This is a genomic window from Bradyrhizobium sp. SZCCT0153, assembly GCF_018129995.1.
Classification (GTDB): Bacteria; Pseudomonadota; Alphaproteobacteria; order Rhizobiales; family Xanthobacteraceae; genus Bradyrhizobium; species Bradyrhizobium japonicum_G.
Map to the genome: position 1 here is coordinate 110,221 of NZ_JAFCKS010000001.1, position 23,173 is coordinate 133,393.

22 protein-coding genes, 1 tRNA gene and 1 pseudogene are annotated in these 23,173 nt (G+C 64.1%); 8 read left to right on the forward strand and 16 right to left on the reverse strand.

Features of this window, described 5'->3' with window-relative positions; all coding sequences use genetic code 11:
- Positions 1 to 16: 16 nt before the first annotated feature.
- From JQ572_RS00530 to aroQ, 3 genes are read left to right on the forward strand one after another with little or no spacing between them, the layout of a single operon-like run.
- On the forward strand, positions 17 to 565 hold the full coding sequence (locus JQ572_RS00530) for a TRAP transporter small permease (RefSeq protein ID WP_211381049.1): 549 nt from the start codon (positions 17 to 19) through the stop codon (positions 563 to 565).
- Complete coding sequence (locus JQ572_RS00535; protein ID WP_211381050.1) at positions 562 to 1,842, forward strand: TRAP transporter large permease; 1,281 nt, start codon at positions 562 to 564, stop codon at positions 1,840 to 1,842. Before JQ572_RS00530 ends, JQ572_RS00535 begins: the two co-directional genes overlap by 4 nt.
- A gap of 14 nt (positions 1,843 to 1,856) precedes the next feature.
- Positions 1,857 to 2,288: a type II 3-dehydroquinate dehydratase gene (gene aroQ / locus JQ572_RS00540; protein ID WP_211381051.1), complete on the forward strand. Its 432-nt coding sequence runs from the start codon at positions 1,857 to 1,859 to the stop codon at positions 2,286 to 2,288.
- 61 nt (positions 2,289 to 2,349) lie between these two features.
- On the opposite strand, the gene dapE is transcribed toward aroQ, so the two are convergent.
- The 11 genes from dapE to rpmH all read right to left on the reverse strand — a co-directional run bounded on the left by dapE (position 2,350) and on the right by rpmH (position 11,653).
- Positions 2,350 to 3,516: a succinyl-diaminopimelate desuccinylase gene (dapE, locus tag JQ572_RS00545; protein WP_211381052.1), complete on the reverse strand. Its 1,167-nt coding sequence runs from the start codon at positions 3,514 to 3,516 to the stop codon at positions 2,350 to 2,352.
- Positions 3,513 to 4,163: a DUF805 domain-containing protein gene (locus JQ572_RS00550; RefSeq protein WP_211381053.1), complete on the reverse strand. Its 651-nt coding sequence runs from the start codon at positions 4,161 to 4,163 to the stop codon at positions 3,513 to 3,515. The genes dapE and JQ572_RS00550 overlap by 4 nt, the downstream gene beginning before the upstream one ends.
- A 155-nt stretch (positions 4,164 to 4,318) precedes the next feature.
- Complete coding sequence (dapD, locus tag JQ572_RS00555; RefSeq protein WP_211381054.1) at positions 4,319 to 5,164, reverse strand: 2,3,4,5-tetrahydropyridine-2,6-dicarboxylate N-succinyltransferase; 846 nt, start codon at positions 5,162 to 5,164, stop codon at positions 4,319 to 4,321.
- 137 nt (positions 5,165 to 5,301) lie between these two features.
- On the reverse strand, positions 5,302 to 5,994 hold the full coding sequence (locus tag JQ572_RS00560; protein ID WP_211381055.1) for a pyrimidine 5'-nucleotidase: 693 nt from the start codon (positions 5,992 to 5,994) through the stop codon (positions 5,302 to 5,304).
- Positions 5,995 to 6,008: 14 nt separating this feature from the next.
- Positions 6,009 to 6,995: a DUF1036 domain-containing protein gene (locus tag JQ572_RS00565; protein WP_211382369.1), complete on the reverse strand. Its 987-nt coding sequence runs from the start codon at positions 6,993 to 6,995 to the stop codon at positions 6,009 to 6,011.
- A gap of 92 nt (positions 6,996 to 7,087) precedes the next feature.
- Positions 7,088 to 7,975 carry an acetylglutamate kinase gene (gene argB / locus JQ572_RS00570; RefSeq protein WP_211381056.1) on the reverse strand — a complete coding sequence of 296 codons (888 nt, stop codon included), beginning with the start codon at positions 7,973 to 7,975 and terminating at the stop codon, positions 7,088 to 7,090.
- 150 nt (positions 7,976 to 8,125) lie between these two features.
- On the reverse strand, positions 8,126 to 8,452 hold the full coding sequence (locus JQ572_RS00575; RefSeq protein ID WP_211382370.1) for a DUF423 domain-containing protein: 327 nt from the start codon (positions 8,450 to 8,452) through the stop codon (positions 8,126 to 8,128).
- 38 nt (positions 8,453 to 8,490) lie between these two features.
- Complete coding sequence (yihA, locus tag JQ572_RS00580) at positions 8,491 to 9,144, reverse strand: ribosome biogenesis GTP-binding protein YihA/YsxC (protein WP_211381057.1); 654 nt, start codon at positions 9,142 to 9,144, stop codon at positions 8,491 to 8,493.
- Between the two features lie 111 nt (positions 9,145 to 9,255).
- Positions 9,256 to 11,100 (reverse strand): membrane protein insertase YidC, encoded by a 1,845-nt coding sequence (gene yidC, locus JQ572_RS00585; RefSeq protein WP_211381058.1) that lies wholly within the window; start codon positions 11,098 to 11,100, stop codon positions 9,256 to 9,258.
- Positions 11,101 to 11,113: 13 nt separating this feature from the next.
- The gene (gene rnpA / locus JQ572_RS00590) at positions 11,114 to 11,494 is read right to left on the reverse strand and encodes a ribonuclease P protein component (protein WP_211381059.1); all 381 of its coding nucleotides are present in this window, start codon (positions 11,492 to 11,494) and stop codon (positions 11,114 to 11,116) included.
- A gap of 24 nt (positions 11,495 to 11,518) precedes the next feature.
- Positions 11,519 to 11,653, reverse strand: a complete 135-nt coding sequence (rpmH, locus tag JQ572_RS00595) for a 50S ribosomal protein L34 (protein ID WP_008542748.1) — start codon at positions 11,651 to 11,653, stop codon at positions 11,519 to 11,521.
- Positions 11,654 to 12,038: 385 nt separating this feature from the next.
- Here rpmH and JQ572_RS00600 point away from each other — a divergent pair, with 385 nt between their 5' ends.
- Positions 12,039 to 13,538: a sensor histidine kinase gene (locus tag JQ572_RS00600; RefSeq protein WP_211381060.1), complete on the forward strand. Its 1,500-nt coding sequence runs from the start codon at positions 12,039 to 12,041 to the stop codon at positions 13,536 to 13,538.
- A 266-nt stretch (positions 13,539 to 13,804) separates the two neighbouring features.
- Positions 13,805 to 13,881, forward strand: a tRNA-Arg gene (locus JQ572_RS00605).
- Here the strand turns inward: JQ572_RS00605 and JQ572_RS00610 are convergent.
- From JQ572_RS00610 to JQ572_RS00625, 5 genes and pseudogenes are all read right to left on the reverse strand, one after another.
- The gene (locus tag JQ572_RS00610) at positions 13,837 to 14,913 is read right to left on the reverse strand and encodes a recombinase family protein (RefSeq protein ID WP_349643086.1); all 1,077 of its coding nucleotides are present in this window, start codon (positions 14,911 to 14,913) and stop codon (positions 13,837 to 13,839) included. The genes JQ572_RS00605 and JQ572_RS00610 overlap by 45 nt on opposite strands.
- Before the next feature lie 54 nt (positions 14,914 to 14,967).
- Positions 14,968 to 15,485: pseudogene (locus JQ572_RS35400) on the reverse strand (recombinase family protein).
- A 14-nt stretch (positions 15,486 to 15,499) separates the two neighbouring features.
- A complete protein-coding gene (locus JQ572_RS00615) occupies positions 15,500 to 15,850 on the reverse strand; it encodes a hypothetical protein (RefSeq protein WP_211382437.1) in 351 nt (116 codons plus the stop codon).
- Between the two features lie 2,125 nt (positions 15,851 to 17,975).
- On the reverse strand, positions 17,976 to 18,215 hold the full coding sequence (locus JQ572_RS00620) for a hypothetical protein (RefSeq protein ID WP_249128784.1): 240 nt from the start codon (positions 18,213 to 18,215) through the stop codon (positions 17,976 to 17,978).
- Positions 18,216 to 18,426: 211 nt separating this feature from the next.
- Positions 18,427 to 19,290: a LysR family transcriptional regulator gene (locus JQ572_RS00625; RefSeq protein ID WP_211381061.1), complete on the reverse strand. Its 864-nt coding sequence runs from the start codon at positions 19,288 to 19,290 to the stop codon at positions 18,427 to 18,429.
- Between the two features lie 99 nt (positions 19,291 to 19,389).
- On the opposite strand from JQ572_RS00625, the gene JQ572_RS00630 reads away from it, so the two are divergent.
- The 3 genes from JQ572_RS00630 (at position 19,390) to JQ572_RS00640 (ending at position 23,161) form a co-directional block, all read left to right on the forward strand.
- On the forward strand, positions 19,390 to 20,700 hold the full coding sequence (locus JQ572_RS00630) for an aspartate aminotransferase family protein (protein WP_211381062.1): 1,311 nt from the start codon (positions 19,390 to 19,392) through the stop codon (positions 20,698 to 20,700).
- 71 nt (positions 20,701 to 20,771) lie between these two features.
- Entirely contained in the window at positions 20,772 to 22,328 is a 1,557-nt protein-coding gene (locus JQ572_RS00635; RefSeq protein WP_211381063.1) for a gamma-glutamyltransferase family protein, read from the forward strand.
- A gap of 167 nt (positions 22,329 to 22,495) precedes the next feature.
- Positions 22,496 to 23,161, forward strand: coding sequence for a class I SAM-dependent methyltransferase (locus tag JQ572_RS00640; RefSeq protein WP_249128785.1), 666 nt, complete (start codon positions 22,496 to 22,498; stop codon positions 23,159 to 23,161).
- Positions 23,162 to 23,173 lie beyond the last annotated feature (12 nt).

A 23,173-nucleotide genomic window follows, 5' to 3' on the forward strand; every position in this document is an offset into this window, starting at 1 on the left:
CGGCGAGCCCGACGCCATGAAAACGATCGTCGATGCCTGTTTCTGGCTGTTGCGCGCAGTCATCGCCGTGCTGCTTGCCGCCATGGTGGTGCTGGTGTTCGGCAACGTGGTGCTGCGCTACGGCTTCAACTCCGGCATCGCCATCTCGGAGGAGCTGTCGCGCTGGCTGTTCGTCTGGATGGTGTTTCTGGGCGCGATCGTCGGCATGAAGGAGCACGCCCATCTCGGCGTCGACACCCTCGTCAAGGTGCTGCCGCCGCTCGGGCGCAAAGCCTGCTACGGCCTCAGCCACGCCCTGATGCTCTACGCCTCGGTGCTGCTGACGGAGGGATCGTGGAAGCAGACGGTGCTGAACTGGGACACGGTGGCCCCGGCTTCGGGCCTCTCCGTCGGACTGTTCTATGCCGCCGGCATCGTGTTCGGCGCCGCCTCCTGCGTGATCATCGTCTACGAGCTCATCCGGCTCATGACCGGGCAGATCGCCGATGTCGATCTCATCGCCATCAGCGAATCCGAGGAGCTCCCGCATTCTCCTGACGCCGCCGGCGGGAAGCTGCAGGGATGACCGTCGCCGTCTTCACCTTCTCGCTGCTGGGCGCCATGGCGATCGGCATGCCGATCGCGTTCGCGCTGATCGTCTGCGGCATCGCGCTGATGACCTATCTTGCGATGTTCGACTCCCAGATCATCGCGCAGAACGTCATCAACGGCGTCGATTCCTTTCCGCTGATGGCGGTGCCGTTCTTCATCCTCGCCGGCGAGGTGATGAACACCGGTGGCCTCGCACGCCGCATCCTCAACTTCGCCATCGCCTTGGTCGGGCATTTCCGCGGCGGCCTCGGCTATGTCGCGATCCTGACGTCCTGCATCCTGGCGTCGCTGTCGGGCTCCGCGGTCGCGGACGCCGCAGCGCTCGGTGCGCTGCTGGTGCCGATGATGGCCGCCGCCGGCCACAACCGCGCCAGCGCGGCCGGTCTCGTTGCGGCCGGCGGAATCATCGCCCCGGTGATCCCGCCGTCGATCGGCTTCGTCATCTTCGGCGTCGCCGCCAATGTCTCGATCTCGAAGCTTTTCCTGGCAGGCATCGTGCCGGGCCTCTTGCTCGGCGTCGGCCTGTGCTTTGCCTGGTGGTGGGTGGTGCGCAAGGAGAACCCGGCGCGGCTGCCGCGCAAGAGCGTCGCCGAGATCTGGCGCGCGCTGATCGACGGCTTCTGGGCCCTGATGCTGCCGATGATCATCATCTTCGGCCTGCGCTTCGGCATCTTCACGCCGACCGAAGCCGCGGTGGTCGTCGCCGTTTATTCGCTGGTGGTCGCCATGGGAGTCTATCGCGAGCTGAAGCCGTCGCAATTGCCGGCGCTGCTGGTCTCGACCGCGCAGACCACGGCCGTCGTGATGTTCCTGGTTGCCGCCGCCCTGGTCTCGTCCTGGCTGATCACGGTCGCCGAGATCTCCGACCAGATCGTGGCGCTGACACAGCCGTTCGCCGGCAACAAGACGCTCCTCACCATGGCCCTGATGGTCATTGTCGTGATCGTCGGCACCGCGCTCGACATGACGCCGACGATCCTGATCCTGACGCCGATCCTGATGCCCATCGTCAAGCAGGCCGGCATCGATCCGGTCTATTTCGGCGTGCTCTTCATCATCAACAACGCCATCGGCCTGATCACGCCGCCGGTCGGCGTGGTGCTCAACGTCGTCGCCGGCGTCTCCCGCGTCTCGATGGACGATTTGATCCGCGGCGTCTGGCCCTTCATGATTGCGCAGCTGGTCGTGCTAGCCTTGCTGACGCTGTTTCCCGTTCTCGTCACCGGCCCGGCAAAGTGGTTCGGTGGATAACAAAGGACCCGTCCATGAAGCGCGTGATGATCCTCAACGGTCCCAACCTCAACATGCTCGGTATCCGCGAGCCGCACATCTACGGCACGACGACGCTCGCGGAGGTCAATGCCAGCTGCGAGGAAGCTGCCGCCAAGCTCGGGCTCAGGCTCGCCTTCCACCAGTCCAACCATGAGGGCGTGCTGGTCGACCTGATCCAGTCGGCGCGGCAGGATGCCGATGCCGTCATCATCAATCCGGCCGGCTTCTCCTTCACCTCGGTCGCGATCATGGACGCGATCAAGATATTCGAAGGGCCCGTGCTGGAGGTCCACATCTCCAACATCCACGCCCGCGACGAATATCATCGCCACTCCAGGATCTCGTTCGTGGCGACCGGCGTGATCTGCGGGTTGGGGCCGTTCGGCTACATCGCGGCGCTGCACGCGATTGCGAACATGAAGTGAGCCGGTGCCGTCGGGACGGTATGATCCTTCGCCCATGAGAACGGGGCGAGGGAGCAGGACCTCACCCAAAATACCTGGTCAATATCCCGCGATACACCTGCGTCAGCCGCTCCAGATCCTTGACCGGCACACGCTCGTCGACCTGGTGCATGGTCTGGCCGACCAGGCCGAACTCGATCACGGGGCAATAGCTCGAGATGAAGCGTGCATCCGAGGTGCCGCCTGACGTCGACAGCTCCGGCCTGCGGCCCGTCACGTCCTCGATCGCCGACACCGCGAGATCGGTGAACGGGCCGGGCTTGGTGACGAACACGTTCGAGTTCGACGGCTCCCAGACGATGCGGGCGCGGATGCGGTTGCCGCAGGCTTTGGTCAGCCGCGTCTCGACCAGCTCGCGCAGGCTCGCTTGCGTATGGTTGTCGTTGTAGCGGATGTTGAATTTCGCGCGGGCCTGGCCGGGGATGACGTTATTGGCGGTATTGCCGACGTCGACCGAGGTGAATTCGAGATTGGACGCCTGGAACTGCGCGCTGCCATGGTCGAGCGGCTCGTCGGAGATCGCCACGATCAGCCGCGAGATATCGGGCACCGGATTGGCCGCGCGATGCGGATAGGCGACGTGGCCCTGCACACCGTCGACAAAGAGCGTGCCGGATTGCGAGCCGCGGCGGCCGACCTTGATGGTGTCGCCGAGTGTCTCGACATTCGAGGGCTCGCCGAGCACGCAATGGTCGAATTTCTCGCCGCGCTCCGCGGCCCACTTCAAAAGCTTGATGGTGCCGTTGATGGAGACGTCTTCCTCGTCGCCGGTGATCAGGAAGGAGATCGATCCTGTGCCATCCGCGCGCGGCTTGCCGCCGTTCGCGGCGAGATGCTCGAGCACGGCTGCTACCGAGCACGCAATGCCGCCCTTCATGTCGACCGCGCCGCGGCCGTGCAGAAAGCCGTCCTTCACCTCGCCCGAGAACGCGCCGACGCTCCAGGCGCTCTCGTCGCCCGGAGGCACAACGTCGGTGTGGCCGGCAAAGCTGATATGCGGTCCCTCAGTGCCGATCCGCGCATAGAGATTGTCGACGTCGGCGGTGCCGGGCTCGGAGAAGGTCACGCGGTGGCAGGTGAAACCGGCTGCGCTCAAGGCTTTTTCAAGCACGCCGAGCGCGCCGGCGTCGGCCGGGGTTACCGAGGGGCAGCGGATGAGATCGCGGGCAATGGAGAGGGCATTGGTCATGTGCCCCGCTTAACATGCATGCCGCCGGGTGGGCTAGCGCTGGGCGGGACAATTTCGAGCTCGCTCTGTTGCTCCCAGCTTTTCGCCGCGGGCGAGGCGGTCGCGGAGCCGTCTTCGATGTCGGCCAGCGGGTCGGCGCCGAACCGGTTGTCGCCCGAGGTGCCGCGCAGGCAGAACATCTCGACGAGACCCCACAGCCATAGAATGGAGGCTGCCAGGGCGAATGGAAGAACCCAGTTGGAGTTGGGCAGCAGGTCCGAGAACTGGTCGAACAGGCCGGGCACGACGAAGAACGGGATCATCCACCAGCCGCTCCTGTTGCGATCGTGCAGCCGCTTGGTGGCGGTCGCGAGGTAGATCCACAGGAACAGCGGGGTTGCGAACACCTTGAAGATCAGGGCCGGACGGTCTGCGGATGCCAGCAAACGGTAGGACCGGGGGTCGACGGCGTTGAAGAGTTCGTCGAGATTGAAGTCGAGGGAGAAGATGAGGGTGGTGGAGGTGGATTTGTGACCGTTGAAGACGCGGATAACCTCACCGATGATCCCGAGCACCGCGGCCAGCAGCATGACGGCCAGCAGCGCCTGCCACAGCAGAGCGCGGTTGATGCGGCCGTCGAAGCGGAAGAGGTACCAGGTCCAGTCCATGCCAAGGGCTCCGGGCGGTCGAGGCCACCCGGTGATTGGTCGCGATGGAGGGAGGGCGGGTTCGATACCGCAGCCGGGCCGTCGCCCTTCGAGGGCCGCCGAAGAGGCGGCCACCTCAGGGTGACGGTGCGGGATGAGGGCTCGTGGCCCGCCAATTAATCCCGCAGCAGCTCGTTGATGCTGGTCTTCGAGCGCGTGCGCTCGTCGACGCGCTTGACGATCACGGCGCAGGCCGTGCTCGGGCCGATCTGGCCGTTCTTCATCGGCTTGCCGGGCAGCGCGCCGGGCACGACGACCGAATATTCCGGCACTTCGCCGATGAAAATCTCGCCGGTCTCGCGGTCGACGATCTTGGTGGAGGCGCCCAGGAACACGCCCATGGACAGCACAGCGCCCTTGCGCACGATCACGCCCTCGGCGACCTCGGAGCGCGCGCCGATGAAGCAGTCGTCCTCGATGATGACGGGCTCGGCCTGCAGTGGCTCGAGCACGCCGCCGATACCGACGCCGCCGGAGATGTGCACGCGCTTGCCGATCTGCGCGCAGGAGCCGACCGTCGACCAGGTGTCGATCATGGTGCTTTCATCGACATAGGCGCCGAGATTGATGAAGGACGGCATCAGCACGACGTTGCGGGCGATGAAGGCCGAGCGGCGCACGATGGAGCCGGGAACGGCGCGGAAACCGGCGTCGCGAAAGCGGTTCTCGCCCCAGCCGTCGAACTTCGAGGGTACCTTGTCCCACCAGGTCGCCTTGCCGGGGCCGCCGGGAATGGCGCCCATGTCGTTGAGGCGGAACGACAGCAGCACGGCCTTCTTCAGCCACTGATTGACCTTCCACTTGCCGCTGGCCTCGCGTTCGGCGACGCGCGCCTCGCCCTTGTCCAGAATCTCCAGCGCCTGGTCCACGGCCTCGCGCACCTCGCCCCTGGTCGAGGTCGAGACGCCGTCGCGCGCGTCGAACGCGCTGTTGATGGTGGATTCGAGGGCGGACAGGGACATCGGGATTTCCTCTTCGGAACGGGAATTTTAATGGATTGGGGCGCTTTTTCGGGATTTGGGGGGACGGAGTCAAGGCTGGGTTCGCGATCCCCCTCCTTGCTCGACCGTCGTCCGGGCTCTCGCCAGGACGACGGCGGTCAGTGTGGTGACAACTTCGCCAAAAACCCGGTCAGATCATCCGTGACGTGGTCGACATGGGCGGCGTCCCGGCCTTCCAGCTCCCAGTCCTCGCGCACCACCTCCTTGGTGCCGTCGGGCACCACCAGCACCGTGGTCATGCCGAGTTCGTGCGGGACGGTGAGGTTGCGGGCGAGGTCCTCGAACATCGCGGCCCGGGTCGGATCGACCGCATGGTCGCCGAGGAATTTCCGGTAGGTCTGCGGCGCCGGCTTGGGCTCGAACTCCGCCGCGATGATGTCGAACACACCGTCGAAATGCGTGGCGAGGCCGAGCCGCGCCAGCACCGCATCGACATGACTGACCGAGCCGTTGGTCAGGATCAGTTTCCGCCCCGGCAGTTTTGCGATGGCGGTGCCGAGCGCCGGGTTCGGCTCCAGCGGCGAATGATCGATCTTGTGCACATAGGCAAGATAGTCGTCGGCGGAGACGCCGTGCAGGCTCATCATGCCGCGCATGGTGGTGCCGAAGCGCTGGTAATAATCCTTCTGGATCTTCCGCGCTTCCGCGGGCGTGACGTTCAGCCAGTTGCAGACGAACTCGCCGATCCGCGCATCGACCTGCTGCCACAGATTGACGTGATGTGGATAGAGCGTGTTGTCGAGGTCGAACACCCAGGTGTCGATATGGCTGAAGGCGCGGGGTGGGTTCATCACAATTCTCTCGATCACGGCATCGCAAACCGCAGCGTCTTGCCGCCGCTCGACATGTCCACCGCACCAAAGCCGGTCGCCGCGAATCCGCGCGCGCCGCAATCTGTCTGCTCGTTGGTCTCGAACTTGGTCTCGCGCGTGCAGAGCTGCCTGTCGCCGCCCCAGTTCAGCGGCTTGTCCTTCAGCTTGATGGCGCGGTTGTCGGCGTCGATGGCTTCCGCGAAACTGAAGATCTGTTTCGGCTGGCCGGTCACATCGGGGTGCAGGCAGGTCCTGGGGTCGATTCGATACCAGCCGCGGCTCGTCACCGACTTGCCGTCGTCGGTGGCGACCGCGGCCATCACCTTGTGCGGCGTGTCGTTGCACCAGGTGAGGCCGGTCGCGGAGGGCGTCTGCACCGCGTCGACCATGGTCTTGAAGAAGTTCGGCGACGACACGATGTCCGACGGCAATCCGCGGCTCTTCAGGAACGCAGCCAGCGCGCCTTGCGTCTTCGGTCCGTCGACGCCGTCGATCGGCGCGGCGTCGTAGCCCGCGATCACCAGCAGCCGCTGGATGCCGGCGAGGCGCGCCTGCTCGTCGTCATATTCGGAATCCTCGGCGAGATAGGCGACGAGATTGCCGTCGGCGCCCTGCGTCGGCGTGATCTGGGTGAAGGCAGCCTGGGTCTGGCCGCTGCGGCACTGCCGCGCGGCCGCGATGACGAAATTGTCCTGCGCGACGCACAGCGTGTCGCTGCCGTTCTGCGGGATCGGCGAAGCGCCGTAGACGCCGAGCGCGCGGGCGTTGAGCAGGATGCGGTCGGCGGAGAGCGTACCCTGCACCACCACGCGGCAGGTGGCTGGATCGATCCTGAACCAGCCGCGCGTCGCGGTCGCCGCCTTGTCGTCGATGCCGATCGCGGCCTCGACGACATAGGACATGCGGTTGCAGATCTTGAGGTCGGCGAAGGCCGGCGCGGAGGAGAAGACGAACGAGACGGCTGCGGCAGGCAGCGTCATCAAAAAGCGCGCCAGGGCCGGGCGGCGGTGCCGCTGAGCTCTGCGCCCCGCCATGACGTCTTTCGTTGTCCGCTCCTGCTTTAGCTCTTGCCTCACTTGTGGATCAGCGTTCCCGTGCCCTGGTTGGTGAAGAGCTCGAGCAGCACCGCGTGCTGCATCTTGCCGTCGATGATGACGACGCCCTCGACGCCCTGCTCGAGCGCGTAGATGCAGGTCTCGACCTTCGGGATCATGCCGCCGGAAATGGTGCCGTCGGCGATCAGCTTTCGCGCGTCCTTGACCGAGAGCTGCGGGATCAGCTTCTTCGACTTGTCGAGCACGCCCGGCACGTCGGTGAGCAGCAGCAGGCGCTTTGCCTTCAGTGCGCCGGCAACCGCGCCGGCAAAAGTGTCGGCGTTGACGTTCAGCGTCTGGCCCTCTTTCGAGGTCGCAAGCGGCGCCAGCACCGGGATCAACTCATACCCTATCAGCTGGTTGAGCAGCGTGAGGTCGACCTTCTCGGGGTCGCCGACGAAGCCGAGATCGATTGCTTTCTCGATGTTCGAACCCGGATCGATGATGGTGCGCGTCGTCTTCGACGCCTTCACCATGTTGGCGTCCTTGCCCGACAGCCCCACGGCCTTGCCGCCGGCCTCGTTGATGTAGCCGACGATCTGCTTGTTGACGGAACCGGCCAGCACCATCTCGACGATCTCGATGGTCGCGGCGTCGGTGATGCGCAGGCCGGCCGCGAATTCCGAGACGATGCCGAGGCGCTTGAGCATGGTCGCGATCTGCGGCCCGCCGCCATGCACGACCACCGGGTTGATTGCGGTCTGCTCCAGCAGCACGATGTCGCGGGCAAAGTTCTTCGCGGTCTCCTCGTCGCCCATGGCATGGCCGCCATATTTGATGACGATGGTCTCTTCGTCATACTGCTGCATGTGCGGCAGCGCTTCGGACAGGATGCGGGCCTGGTCGAGCGGGGAGATTTCGGTCATGAGGCGGATCTCGCTGGCGGGACTGACGGGCGGCGTTCTATCCGATTGGCGGCCTCGGCGCAAAGTGCTCTTCTGCGGAGGGTCACCATAGCGCGTCGATGACGCGCGTAATCGCGCTTTGGGTGCCGCACCGCGTCCGGGACACGAACGCTACTTATTCGCCGTCACCGCCGCCAGTGTCACCGCCAGCCAGCTCCCAATCATCACCGTTCCGCCGGTCGGCGCCGCATAGGGAAACAGCGAGTGCCCCGCATATTGCCGCAAGGTGAGGTCGCCTGCGAACAGCGCGGCGCCGATCACGAAGCCGAACGCGGCGATGAGGCCAATTCCGTCGTGCAGAAGGCCGCGCGCGAGCAGGGCTATGGCGGCGAGTATGGCGGTTGCATGAAACAGCAGCATGGCGCTGGCGGAGGCAAGCCGGCTGGCGTCGCCGCCATGGGCGGAGGCCGCGGCCAGCGCCACGCCGGCACTGCCCATCAAACCGGCAAGCCCGATCAGCAGGCGAGGTGTCGCCGTCACTTGGTTCGCTCCTCCAGCAGCTTCGCCATCGCGGCGCGCAAGCTCTCCATGCCGGTCGAGCTCCGCGACGAGGTCGCGAGCACGTTCGGGAACGCGGCCGGATGCTTGGCGAGCGCAGCTTCGGTCTCGGCGATGCGCGACGGAAGCTCGGTGGCCTTCACCTGGTCGGTCTTGGTCAGCACGATCTGGTAGCTGACCGCGGAGCGATCGAGCGTCTTCAGGACCTCGAGATCGACGTCCTTGAGGCCGTGCCGCGCGTCGACCAGCACATAGACGCGCGCGAGAGAGGCGCGTCCCAGCAGGAATTTGTGGATCAGCTCGGTCCAGGATGCGACCTGGCTCTTCGGCGCCTTGGCGTAACCGTAGCCGGGCATGTCGACAAGGCGCAAGTCGGTCTTGCCGGGGACCTCGAAGAAGATCAGCTCCTGGGTGCGGCCCGGCGTATGCGAGGTGCGCGCGAGCGCGTTGCGCCCCGTGAGCGCGTTGATCAGGCTGGACTTGCCGACGTTGGAGCGCCCGGCAAAGGCAATCTCCAGCCCTGCCATCGGCGGCAGCGTTTCGATCGAGGGCGAGGCCCAGATGAACTGCCAGTCGCGCGTGAACAGCTTTCGCCCGGCCTCGATCAGCTTCGCATCTTCGTCGTCGGTCATGCGAAGGCTTTCTGTTTCCTCACGTCATTGCGAGCGAAGCGAAGCAAGCCAGACTTTCCTGTGGAAACAGTCTGGATTGCTTCGGAGCTTCGCTCCTCGCAATGACGGGCGCTACGTCGCCTTCTTCGCGAACGTCGCCTTGAGATTGTCGAACAGCTCCACCTTCACGCCGTTGCGGCGCATGATGAAGCTCTGCTGCAGCACCGAGAGCGTGTTGTTCCAGGCCCAGTAGATCACGAGGCCCGCCGGGAAGCCCGCCAGCATGAAGGTGAAGATCAGCGGCATCCAGTTGAAGATCAGCTGCTGGGTCGGATCCGGCGGCGTCGGGTTCAGCTTCATCTGGAACCACATCGTGATGCCCATGATGATCGGCCAGATGCCGAGCGCGAGGTAGTGGCCGAACAGCGGCAGCGTGGTCGGATCGAACGGGATCAGCCCGAACAGGGTGAACAGGTTGGTCGGATCGGGCGCGGAAAGGTCCTTGATCCAGCCGAAGAACGGCGCGTGCCGCATCTCGATGGTGACGAACAGCACCTTGTAGAGCGAGAAGAACACCGGGATCTGGATCACCACGGGAAGACAGCCGGCGACCGGATTGATCTTCTCCTTGCGGTAGATCTCCATCATCTCCTGCTGCTGCTTCACCTTGTCGTCGGGATAGCGCTCCTTGAGCGCCTGAAGCTGCGGCTGGACCGACTTCATCTTCGCCATCGAGGCGTAGGACTTGTTCGCCAGCGGGAAGAACAGCAGCTTCACGATCACGGTCACGAGCAGGATCGAGATACCGAAATTGCCGAAGAAGCGGTAGAAGAAGTCGAGGCCGAGGAACATCGGCTTGGTGATGAAGTAGAACCAGCCCCAGTCGATCAGCAGATCGAAATGGTTGAGGCCGAGCTCCTTGTTGTAGCCGCCGAGGCCGGCGAACGGGAACACACCGACGACGCCGGCTTCCTTGGCACCGGCGAACAGCCGCGCGCTCGCGGTCGCGGAGCCGCCGATCGCGACGGTGACGGGATCGAGCAGATAGTCGGTCTGGTAGGTGTGGACGTTGCCGACCGGGTTCGACGAGAAGCGCGCCTGAAGCTGCGCACTGGTGTCCGGCAGCAGCGCCGAGGCCCAGTACTTGTCGGTCATGCCGAGCCAGCCGTTGGTGGCCTTGAAGTTCACCGTCTTGGATTCGTCGATCTTCTTGTAGGCGTATTCCTGCAGGCCATCGAGATAGCCGATCAGGCCTTCATGCAGGATGTAGTAGCCGGAGACATGCGGCGTGCCGTGACGCGAGATCAGCGCGAACGGATAGAGCGTGACCGGCGCGTTGCCGACATTGCTCACCTCGTCCTTGACGGTGAAGAGATAGTGGTCGTCGACCGCGATGGTGCGGCGGAAGCTGAGGCCCTCGCCATTGTCCCATTTCAGCACCACCGGCGTCGTCGGCGTCAGGCTGCCGCTGCCGTCCTGCTGCCAGACGGTCTGCGCGTCAGGCAGTTTCGCCGTCACGCCCGTCGCCGGCACCCAGCCGAACTCGGCGTAATAAGGCTCCGCCGTGCCCGAGGGCGAATAGAGGATGATCGGCGGCGATTTCGGGTCGACCGTTTCGCGGTACTGCACCAGCGCGAGGTCGTCGATGCGGCCGCCCTTCAGCGAGACGCTGCCGGCGAGCCGCGGCGTGTCGATCTTCACGCGGGGGCTGGCTGCAATCGCGCTGTCGCGCGCAACCACCGGCTGGGCCTGCTGGTTCGCGCTCGGCGTCGACGGCTGGGCCGTGCTGCCGGCCTGCGGGGTTGTGCCTGGCGTCGCGGAGGCCGTCGGCTGCGGCGTGGTCTTCTGCAACTCGGCCTGCGTCTGCTGCAGGGCGCGCTGCTTCTCCATCGCCGGCACGTTGTAGAAATATTGCCAGGCGATCAGCACCAGGCCGGACAGAATGACGGCGAGGATGGTGTTGCGATTGTCGGTCATCATTCTCTCGTCATCAATCCGGTTTGCGGCCTGTCGCGGGGCCCGGCCTCTGGCCGCGCCCCTTGGCCGTATGACGCAGGGGCCGTGTGAACGCCATGCGCAGATCGTCGAGCATGGTGGCGAAGTCGCGCGAGAGCGCGTCCCTTCGGCCGACCAGCACATAATCATGATGGGGCTGTATCGATACCGGATCGAGCCGCTTCACGAGTTCGCGAAGCCGGCGCCGGATGCGGTTGCGCTCGGGGGCGTTGCCGTTCTTTTTGGTAACGGTGAAGCCGATCCGGATCGGGCCGTCGTCATCGCGGCGGCGGCTTTGCAGGACGAACGCGGCGCTATTCACCCGCGCGCCATTGGCAACGGCGAGGAAATCCGCTCGCTGCCTCAGCCGATCCATGATGAAATCCCAAAAGGGTCAGGCTCAGGCGCTCAGACGCTTGCGGCCGCGGGCGCGGCGGGCGGCGAGAACCTTGCGGCCACCGGCCGTGGCGAGACGGGCACGGAAGCCGTGGCGGCGCTTGCGCACCAGTTTGCTGGGTTGATAAGTCCGCTTCACGGGTTTTTCTCCGCTGACCGGGCAATTTGCCTGTAGAATTAAGGGTAAAGTCCGGAAGATGCGGCCCAAACGGGCCTTTTTCGGCCCCAAGAGAGCCGCTCCCGGCGTCACACCGGGTCATCGCGGACAATTTGGCCGGCTTATAAGCGAGCGCCTTCTTTTCGTCAACGCCGCACTAAGCGCGCGATTCCGGTGAATATCGCTGTTTGTGCGGGGTTTTTAACCCTTGAGGTGGCGACTCGCGATATCCGGGCTTACATCCCACCTTGGCAGATGAGCGATCTGTAATTTGACCGGGCCGGGGGTGGGCCGCATCCTCATGTCCGCCAAATCCTTGACCGGGCCAAACCCTATAAACCGGCAAAAGGCAGCGAGGGCGAATTTCGTGGCAGCGACAGACTTCCAGCCGGTCCAAGATCAGGATCAGCGGGACCCGCCCGCGGCGCGGCCGCGCGGGCCTGCCGGGCTGGGGCTGTCCGGCAAGCTGCTGCTGCTCACCGTCCCCCTGGTGATGATCGCAGCGGTCCTGCTCTACGTGCCTGCCATCGCCAATTTCTGGGTCAACCGGCTCAACGACCGGGTCGCTGCGGCCAACACTGCGGCGCTGGTGCTCGATGCCGCGCCGCTCGGCATGGTTCCCGATTCGCTGTCGCGCCAGATCCTGAAAAGCATCAATGCCCGCGCCGTCGCCATCAAGATGGGCCAGCAGCGCCGGCTGCTCGCCAGCGACAATCTTCCTGCAGCCATCGAGCATGACATCGACCTGCGCGACATGACGGCATGGGAGGCGATCACCGGATCGTTTCGGATGATGCTGGAGACCGGCAACCAGGCCATCCGCATCGTCGGCCCCGGCGTCGGCAACGCCCAGTTCATCGAGATCGTCACCGACGAGCTGCCGCTGCGGCAGTCGATGTACCGCTTCTCCCGCAACGTCGTGGTGGTCGCGCTGATCATCGCGGTGCTGACCGCGGGCCTCGTCTATCTCGCCCTGCATTATCTCTTCGTGCGCCCGATGCGGCGGCTGACCGCGAGCCTGGTCGGCTTCCACGAAAACCCCGAGAGTTCGGTGGGGATCATCGTGCCGAGCCAGCGCAGCGACGAGATCGGGGTCGCCGAGCGCGAATTGTCGGACATGCAGCGCGACCTGATGTCGATGCTGCATCAGAAGAGCCGGCTTGCGGCCCTCGGCCTCGCCGTCTCCAAGATCAACCACGATCTGCGCAATCTGCTGGCCTCGGCGCAGCTCTTGTCGGACCAGCTCGCCAGCGTGCCGGATCCGCGGGTGCAGCGCTTCGCGCCGAAGCTCGTCCGTTCGCTCGAGCGCGCCATCGCCTTCTGCCAGTCGACATTGTCTTACGGCCGCGCCCAGGAAGCCGCGCCTGACCGGCGCATGATCCTGATCGAGCCTGTCGTGCTGGAGGTACGCGAGACCGCGGGCCTTGCCTCCGATGCGGCGATAGTCTGGGTCGCCGCGATCGAGCGCGGGCTCGCCGTCGATGCCGACCCCGACCAGCTGTTCCGCGTGCTGCTCAACCTCGTTCGCAACGCCGCCCAGGCGCTGGAGAGCCATGCGTCGGCCGAGGGCGGCGCGCAGCAAATCCGGATCACGGGAAAACGCGAGGGCGCCGTCGCCATCCTGGAGGTCTCCGACACCGGCCCCGGTGTCCCCCAGAAGACCCGGGAACATCTGTTCGAGGCGTTCCAGACCTCGGGGCGCCCCGGCGGCAGCGGGCTTGGTCTGGCCATCGCCGCCGAGCTGGTCCGCGCCCATGGCGGCGACATCCATCTGGTCGAAGGCACCATCGGCGCCACCTTCCGGATCGTCATCCCCGACCGCCCCGTGGAACTCCTCTCCATCCGCAACGAGCGGCAGAGGGCGTAGAGCATGATCCGGAAAAGTGCGAAGCGGTTTTCCGAAAAGATCATGCTCAAACAATAACCTAAAGCGCGATGACTTTTCATCCCGACCCTTCGTCGCGCTTTTGTCGGCCAGCGGCCGAGCGCGCAAACTGTCATTTCCCTGCAAAATCTCCCTCACCCGGACCTTGCCAATCGGGGCAAGAGCGGTTAGTCAGAGCGCTCTTTCGCACCCCCTCCGGCGTCGCCGGGGGCTGCCTGCGGGCCAAGCCCGCGCTGTTTGCGAAAAACGCGCCCGTAGCTCAGCTGGATAGAGCATCAGACTACGAATCTGAGGGTCGGACGTTCGAATCGTTCCGGGCGCGCCACTTCGGTACAAAACTGGGCACTCCAAAACCTGCCGTTTTTACGCTTGAGGCAGCGACGAGCGTACCCAGAAGCACGCTTTTCGATCCCATGATGCGAACTTCTTTCGCGTCCACTTCCACGCGCTGGGCCAGAGCACGGAGGTGATCGCGGCGGTAGCCGCCCGACTCGGTCCGCACGCGCCTGCGGGCCTGGCGGGCGAAGGTTTTAAGCGCCTGGGGTGTGATGCTTGGCCCGGCTCGATCAAGCGCTCCCTCGGCCCGCTCTGCGTCAGCGCGGGCCTGGTCGCGGACGGACTTCAGCTCGGCCACGCGCTCCTTGAGCATCGGGTCGGAGACGTCAGCGACTCCGTTTTCAATCGCGTCGTACAATCGCTTGAGTTTGGCTTCTGCTTCGGCTGCGCGCTTGCGCAATTCGGCGATATGCGTCGTTCGGCGCTCGGCGCGCTCTTTCCGGCGATGGAGGACGGTCGAGAGGATTTGCTCGAGACGTTTGGGCTGCAACAGGCGCTGCTCGATGTGCTCGACCACTACACCGTCGAGCTTTTCCATCGGAACGGTGCGACCCTTGCAGCCGGTCTCGCCCTGCCGGGCCTTGGTTGAGCAGGTGTAATACCTGTATCTCCCACTCTTCCCGGTCCTCAGCGTCATTGCTCCGCCGCAGGCAGCGCAAAAGCAGATGCCGGTAAGGAGGGTCGGCCCGCTGACGACGCGCGGCGCACTCATTGCGGGGCTGCGCGTTTTGAGCAACGCCTGGACGGCCTCGAACTCGGCGGCCTCGATGATCGGCGGGACCGTCATCTCGACCACCTCGGCCTCTGGCTTTCGCTCGCGTGTTTTCCAATATTTGGCGTTGAAGCGATGGCGGCCGATGTACGTCGTGCGCGTGAGCACCTTGTGCACGGCATCGACGCCCCAGCGTCCGCCGTCGCGGGTTCGGATGCCGGCTTCGTTCAGATGTATGGCAATCGATTTGACGCCCATTGCGCCCGAAGAGCCGTTGCCTTCGCGCGCCAGGCGATAGATCAGCCGCACGGTCTCCGCCTGGATCGGGTCGATCTCCAGCGTCTTCTTGGTGCGATGGCCGCGCTACTCACTGGCTTCCACGATACGGTAGCCGATCGGCGGCAGTGCGCCATTCCAGAAGCCCTGGCGCGCGTTCTCCTTCATCGCTCGCAGCGTGTGCTTGGCATTCTCCTTGGACTGGTATTCGTCGAAGAGTGCCATGATCTGGCGGATCATGTTGCTCATCGGATCATCGCCGAGATCCTGCGTGATCGACGCCAGGCGCACGCCGTTCTTGGCAAGCCGGCGGACATAGAACTCAAGCTGGAACTGGCGCGGAAGAAGCGGCTGAAGCTGTGGACCAGGATCACATCGAACGCCGGTGGCTTGGCCGTGGCCGCGTCGATCATGCGTAAGAATTCGGGCCGCCGATCGTCCGTCGCCGATGCGCCGGGCTCGACGTACTCGGCGATGATCTCCCACCCGCGCGACGCGCAATAGCCCTTCGCCTGGCGGCGCTGGTCCGGGATGGAGAGATCACTGTCGGCTTGCCGCCCCGTCGAGACCCGCAGGTAGAGAGCCGCCCGAACCGCCGCTGCCATGGTGATGTCCCCCTTCAGCCGTCTCCAAATAGCTCGTCGAACAGGTCGCCGAACCAAGCCTCAAAGACGGCGATCTCGGCTTCAGCAACCGGCACGTCTTCCAGCCAGTCATCCGTCACCGTCCATGTCACCGAAGTGCGCTTCGCTCGTCGCCGGCCAGGACGCGCGGGCGTCACTGCATAGTCGTAGAGATCGTCGCATTGCGCGTTGGTCGACACGCGCCGCTGCGATTCTTGAGAGCGAGCCATGGCGCCATTGTGGCAAGCCTGGCCGATCCACTGAACAGCCGAAGTGCGCGCCACATCACGCTGCGGTGCTCCGACCTCGCGCTTCGTCTGCCGCGTGAGCGCAATCGCGCAGAGCAAGCCATGATCGCATGGCAGCAAAGAGCCGGGCCATCGGAGCGCAGTCAAGGCCGCAAGCCGGCGGAGCCGGTCGCGCGCAGCGCGAGCCTTGACGGCGTTCCGTTGGTCCGGCAGCGGCCTCCCATGCGATCATGGCGGGCATCCATGCCGAGCCTGCGCAAAACGACGCTACGCTGCGAACGATGGCGCTCGGAACGTTGATTTTGAATGCCTTCTCGGTTCGAACGGCACCAGGCCGCCTAACACGGTGCCGCTGCAGTGCCATCCAAAACAATGTGCAGACAAACACTTACGACCCCCGACGGCCCGGAGCGACACCGTCGCTTTTATCTAGCCGTCCTATTCGGACGAGATTTGCGCCCTAGCTCTCGGTCGGTTGATGTCGGGTATTGTCGATAGCGGACGAGAAGGCGGACTCGGCAATATCGACGCGAATGATCCGAAACGGGCATTAGCAGCGAGAGGTCAAGTGGCATTTGCAACGACTACGGCCTCACCGATGATCTTGCCTTCCCACAAATAGAAGGCACCGACAGCCCGAAACAAAGGCGCGGAGTCGGGTGAGAGGAAAACAACTCCGAGGCGGCGCGACTCGCCGGGCGACATCGACAAACCACCCAAGAGCAATCGACAATCCCTCGCGTCAAAATCATCGGGGCGAAGCTTGCAAGGGCAACCAAACCAATCACCTACTATCGGAGAACTGCGACCACCGGCAGAGGTCGCATAGAGCTTAACGTCAGCGATCAATTCAGGATGCATATATCGATCCAGTGAGGCCACTCAGTTGGCTGCCTCTTCCATATCACAGCCATGTCGCTTTGTGGCCCGACTGCGAAGTTCACCTCTCCTCTGGAGGCCGGTTTGTGGGGTAGTCCGGGAGTCGCTGACCTTTGGCCCGGCCGACGCGATTGACCCGGGGCAGACTCGCGCGCTCCAGAAAGGACGACGCACTCCACGCTGGCGGTTAGCTCCACGTCTAGCCTCGCAAAGGCTGGCTAGGGGAATTGATGTAAGTTGCCCCACCCAGCCCAAACCCGGGGCTTCAGTTGTAAAGCGAAGTTATCGAGGCGCAGTGGCGGCGCGAAAGTCGCTACCAAAGCCTCTTGTTGCGCGCTTGTGATAATCCGGATTGATTCCGCGTCGTGAAGTTCGAACTTCGCCAATTCGTGGCCGTTCACTATAAATAGCGTCGTGATCTTTCCATATGACGGGACGAGGCGACAACGGATCGTGATCTCCGCTCGAACTGTCGTAAACTCAAGCGTATTGTAGACCCAAGGATCGCCGGGAGTGAGTACGGTCGGTTCACTCTCAAAAAAGGCGAGGAGTTCATGGTCTGGCGGAAATTCACGGATCACACGGGAAGCCCTTGGCGGTCTAATTGTTCTAGCCCGATCAAGTAGCACAAGGCGACCTCGTCAACCAGCAGATCGGCGTCACCGAAATGTCACTATATGGCCCATCGCGCCGTTCCCGCGATTTGATCGAAATGGCGGCAGCCGAAGGGTGACCGGACCACCGGCGAAATCGGGCGGACAGCCGCTCATGAGGCGTAGCGCAGGATCGTGAGCCATCGCAGATTTGGCGATTGCGGCGTATCGCTGGCTCTGGAATCATAGCGCCACGGCGAAGCAGTAGTGCCCATCTTCATCGGCCGTGGCGCGCCATTTCTCCACTTTGTGCCCCTTCTTGGCTGCATCTACTGCGCTGGCCGCAATGTCGCCGAGCCGATCGAGCACATTCTCCGATCCAAATCTTTGACGGAAGGCAGAGGCCAAAGGGGCTCGCGCTGCTTTTCGACGGCCGCCGCGTATTCGCGCTTGATCCCTTGACCCGTACGTTTCGCAACGGGCGTTTTCGCCCGAAAGCTATTGTGGCTCGGTTGGCTTATCCCGCTCATGGCTTTCGGCTTCAACGGCCGCGCACGCGTCCATGCCATGGCATTTGCTTGAGTAATACCGAGCGCTCGCGACGATCGAGCAAACGATCACCACGGAAAGCAGCAGGAAGATCATCCACCGTCGATTCGACATTTCATGACCTTCTGCAGTGAGAGCCTTCTACGCCAGCGCGGCCGCTTGGCCGGCCAACCGAGGCGAAAGGAGTGGGGTGCCGAATCAAATCAGGCCTTTGGCTTCGCCTTCGGTCTAGCCTCGCGCTCAAGCCGCTCGGCTTTGAGGCGTTTGAGGTTCTCCCGAAACTCAGGAGTGGCTTGGCTGTCCGCTATGGTCTGCCTCGCCCCCGTCGGATTGAGGCTCCGTCGATCGACTTCGTCCGCAATCTGTTGCTCGGCCGACCGCGTAGGCTTGATCATTTGCTTTTTGCCTTCAGATCGATATCCACCAACGAACGTGGCGTCCATCAGTTCATTTCGATTTGGACGGGCGCGTCGGACGTTCTGGAATTCCCCGGATCCTTTGACGAGCCGCTTACGGCTGACTTGGCCGCTTGAGGTAGCTGTGGAGTCCGTCAGATCGTCTGCCTGCGAGCTCTTAACCTGCGACACTGCCGTGGGCTGAATGATTGGCTGATGGGAGGCGTCGCCGGGCCCGCTTCGCCAGCTCGGCGGCAAGCTAATCGATCTCCGCCTTGGTATTCAGTCCGGGCAGCACGGTGCGAACGTGCTCGGCCAGCGTTGTCGCCAACAAGGACGGCTTGGCCTCCGAGAATTCCAGCGCGATGCCGATCGTCGGAAGCAGAGGCAATCCGGCCGACACGACGTGAAGATCGAACGGAACGGCGGTTCGCGTCAGGACGCTGATCGCGTGACCGGACCGCGCGATCGCGATCAAGCCGGCGAGACTGTTGCTTGCGTAAGCGACCCTGTAACGTCGGTTGACCGCGTTCATCGCGGCGCAGGCTGCGCGGTAGTCCAGGCTCATCGGCGCCGCCAGGGCCAGAGGCAGGACGTCTTGCGTCAGTATTTTCGGTTCGGCCTCGTTCGCCACCCAGACGAAGCGCTCCTGGCGGATCACATCGCTCGCGCCGGCATCAGACAGCGAGACCAGCGCCATGTCGATCTGGCGCCGCGCCAGCATGGGGCGCAGCTCGGACGTCGGGGCGCAGACCATGCGCAGCTCGACATTGGGATGGAGCGCGCAGAACCCCTTCAGCAGCGCCGGCAGGAAGGCGATCGAGTAGTCCTCCGGGCAGCCCAGGCTCAACGCTCCCTTGAGGCCCTCACCGCTCATGTCGGCCAGAATCTCATCGTGCTGCGCCAGCAGCGTCTCAGCGTGTGCGAGCAGTTTCTCGCCGGCCGCGGTCAACCTCATTCCTGACCCGCTGCGGTGAAACAGCGGTTGCGTGATCGTCTCTTCCAGCCGTTGCATTTGCATGCTGAGCGCGGATTGCGTCCGGCCGATCTGCAAGGCGGCCAGACTGATGGAGCCGACACGGGCCACGACGACGAAATTTCGCAGGAGCGTGAGATCCAGCATCGGTATCAGTCTGATTGATATCCAGCTTGAATAATATCAATTAGCCTGAAGTCAAATGATTGACTAGAGGTCTGACATTCCAAGCGGAGGTGGCCTGTCATGACCTTGAACGCCGATCCCGATTTCTGGGCTTCCGCCAACACGCATCTGACCCGCTACGGCCCGAGCTTCGAACCCGTCATTATCGAGCGGGCGGCCGGCAGTTTCGTGTACGACGCCGACGGACGCGCCATCCTCGATTTCACGTCGGGTCAGATGAGCGCCGTGCTGGGGCACACGCACCCCGATATCGTCGCCACCGTCGCGCGGCAAATGGGTGCGGTCGCTCATCTCTTCAGCGGCATGCTCTCGCGCCCGGTGGTGATGTTGGCCGAGCGTCTCGCCGCGCTTGCTCCCGGCCTCGACCGCGTGCAGTTGCTGACGACAGGTGCGGAAGCCAACGAAGCGGCGATCCGAATGGCGAAGCTGGTCACCGGCAGGCACGAGATCGTTGCCTTCGCGCAAAGCTGGCACGGCATGACCGGCGCTGCGGCATCGGCGACCTACAGCGCGGGCCGGCGCGGGTACGGGCCGGCTGCGGTTGGATCGTTCGTCATTCCCGCGCCGAACGCTTATCGGCCACGTTTCAAGACCGCCGATGGCAGCAACGACTGGCAGACCGAGTTGGACGATGCCTTCGTGCTGATCGACAGCCAGTCGACCGGCAATCTGGCGGCCTTCATCGCCGAGCCGATCCTGTCCAGCGGCGGCATTCTGGAACTGCCGCTCGGCTATCTCGCCGCCTTGAAGCAAAAATGCGAACAGCGCGGGATGCTGCTGATCCTCGACGAGGCCCAGACCGGAATTGGCCGCACCGGGCACATGTTCGCCTTCGAGCGCGACGGCGTGGTGCCGGACATTCTCACGCTGTCGAAGACGCTCGGTGCCGGCCTGCCGCTCGCCGCCGTCATGACGACCCAGGCCATCGAGCAGGCCGCATTTGAGCGTGGCTTTCTGTTCTACACCACGCATGTCTCCGATCCGCTGCCCGCCGCGGTCGGCGTGACGGTCCTCGACGTCGTCGAGCGCGACGGGCTGGTCGCGCAGGCGACCGCCAGGGGCGACAGGCTCCGACAGGGATTGCTGTCGCTGCAACAAAGGTTCGAATGCGTCGGCGACGTCAGGGGCCGCGGGCTTCTGCTCGGTCTTGAAATCGTCGTCGACCGGCAGTCGAAGGCGCCGGGCTTCGAGCTCGGCGCGCGGATCATGGAGGAAGCCATGCGTCGTGGTCTCAGCATGAATATCGTCAAGCTGCCCAGCATGGGCGGCGTCTTCCGCATCGCGCCGCCGCTCACGGTGTCCGAGGCCGAAATCGATCGCGGTCTTGAGATCATGTCGGAGGCGATCCAGGCCGCAGCGAACGGGCACTGATCGCCGGGAAGCCTGAACAGATGCAACTCGCCAGGACATATGGCCGTCCGACGCTGTTCTCGCGGCACGGCATGGTCGCTGCCGCGCATCCGCTTGCGGCGCAGGCTGGTGCACGGCTCCTGATCCAGGGCGGCAATGCTTTCGATGCGGCCGTTGCCACCGCGGCCGCCCTCAATGTGGTCGAACCGTTCATGTCCGGACTTGCCGGGTTTGGATTGGCAACGATCTGGGCGTCAGACGAGAAGCGCGTTCGCGTGCTCGACTTCACGCCGCCGATGCCCGCGAGCTTTCCGGTTGGAAGATACACCAGCCGCCTCGATCTCGAGCGCGGCCCGCGGGCGGCCTCAACGCCTGGAAATCTCGCGGGCTGGTGTGAGCTGCTCTCGCGCTATGGCCGCAAATCGCTTCCCGACGTCCTGGCCCCGGCGATCACGCTGGCGCACGACGGCTTTGCTCTTTCGGATTTCGGTCGCGATGAGATCAACGAGCAAGTGCCGCTGCTCGAGCCTTGGCCGGAACTATACGGTGCGTTGGTCAAAAACTACCTGCCGTACGGCATGCCGGTGAAGCTCGGCACCATCATCCCTCAGCCTGAACTCGCGCGAACGCTTGCCGAGATCTCCGAACTGGGGCCGGAGCATCTGTATGGCGGCAAGCTCGGCCGACGGATCATAGATCATCTCGGCACGCTCGGCGGCAGCCTGACGCTGGCCGATTTCGTTTCCGTCAAGCCGCATTGGCTCGATCCCCTGACCGTGTCGTATCGAGGGCTTGAGCTTCACGTCCCGGCGTCGCAATGCGGCGGCTTCCAATTGGCCCTGACCCTCAGGATTCTTGAAGGTTACGACCTTGGGCGCCTGCCGAAGGACGGCGCGGATCATCTCGACACGGTCTATCGTGCGATCCGTCTTGCAGCCGGCGAGCGCATCACACACGATCATATGGGGCTGGATCAATCTGACGTCTTGTCCGACGCGGTGATCGCGCGGCTCCGGCAGCGCGTCAGCGACGGCCGGCCGATCACCGGTCCGACCGAGCAGTGGATGCCGCAGGATCGTGCCGACCCCGGGCACACCACCTCGTTCTCGATCGCAGACGCCGAGGGCAATCTGATCTGCATCACGCAAAGTCTAGGCAGCCCGTTCGGCAGCGGCGTCGTGGTGCCGGGGACCGGCGTTTGCCTCAACAACCACCTCCATTGGGCCGATGTGCAGCCGGGAAGCCCCAACCTGGCCAAGCCAGGCGACGCATTGCCGGTGACCCTGGCGCCATCGCTTGCGACGCGGAGCAACCGTCCGGTGCTCGCGCTTGGTACGCCCGGCAGCTACGGCATCCCGCAAACCCAGGCTCAGGCTTTCGTGCAGTATGTCGAGTTCGGCCTTCCGCTGCAGCAGGCTATCGAGGCGCCGCGTGCGCGGCTTTGGGATGGCCGCTTGATTCAAGCAGAGAACCGCATCGCGCCGGAAACGATCGCCGACCTGAAACGCCGCGGCCACGAGATCGAGATCCTGGACACCGGGTGGACCATGCTCTGCGGCGGCATGCAGGCCATCGCGCTCGATCCGGAAACCGGAGTGATGACGGGTGCCGCCGATCCGAGGCGGGACGGGTACGTCGTCGCCCTGTGAACGGGCCGCCGACCCGCGACAACTCGGGTGGCCCCCGTCACGCGCCGCGCCGCCTCCCGGCGAGGTGGGTCGACACTCCGCCGCGCGATCCTGGTGGTTGATTTGAAACAATGATGATCGCGAGCACAAAGTGCTAGGCTCAGCACGTGTTCGAATCCGAGGACCCCATGGGACGACTGCTCAATATCGTGACGCCGCTGCATACTGCGACCAAGCGCGACTACATGGCCCGCATGAACGACGACAAGATCGCCTGCTCGCTGAAGGCGCGGGAATACGAGGCCGATTATTGGGATGGCGACCGCCGCTTCGGCTATGGCGGCTACCGCTTCATCGAAGGGCGCTGGGCGCCGGTCGCCAAGGCGCTGATCGAGACCTATGGTCTGAAGGACGGCTCCAGCGTGCTCGACGTCGGCTGCGGCAAGGGCTTCCTGCTGTACGAGATGCAGAAGATCCTGCCGGGCCTGAAGGTCGCCGGCTTCGACATCTCGAAGCACGGTCTCGAAAATGCGCACGAGCAGGTGAAGCCGTACCTCTTCAGCCATCGCGCCCAGGACGTCTATCCCTATGGCGACGACAGTTTCGACCTCGTCATCTCGCTCGGCACCCTGCACAATCTCCGGCTCTATGAGCTCGATGTGGCGGTCAAGGAGATCGAGCGGGTCGGCAAGAACAAATACATCATGGTCGAGGCCTACCGGAACGTCGCCGAATTGCACAACCTCGAATGCTGGGCGCTGACGGCGGAGTCCATCCTGCACACATCGGAATGGGTCTGGTTGTACGAAAAGCTCGGCTACACCGGCGATTACGAATTCATCTATTTCGAGTGACCGGGCGCTCTG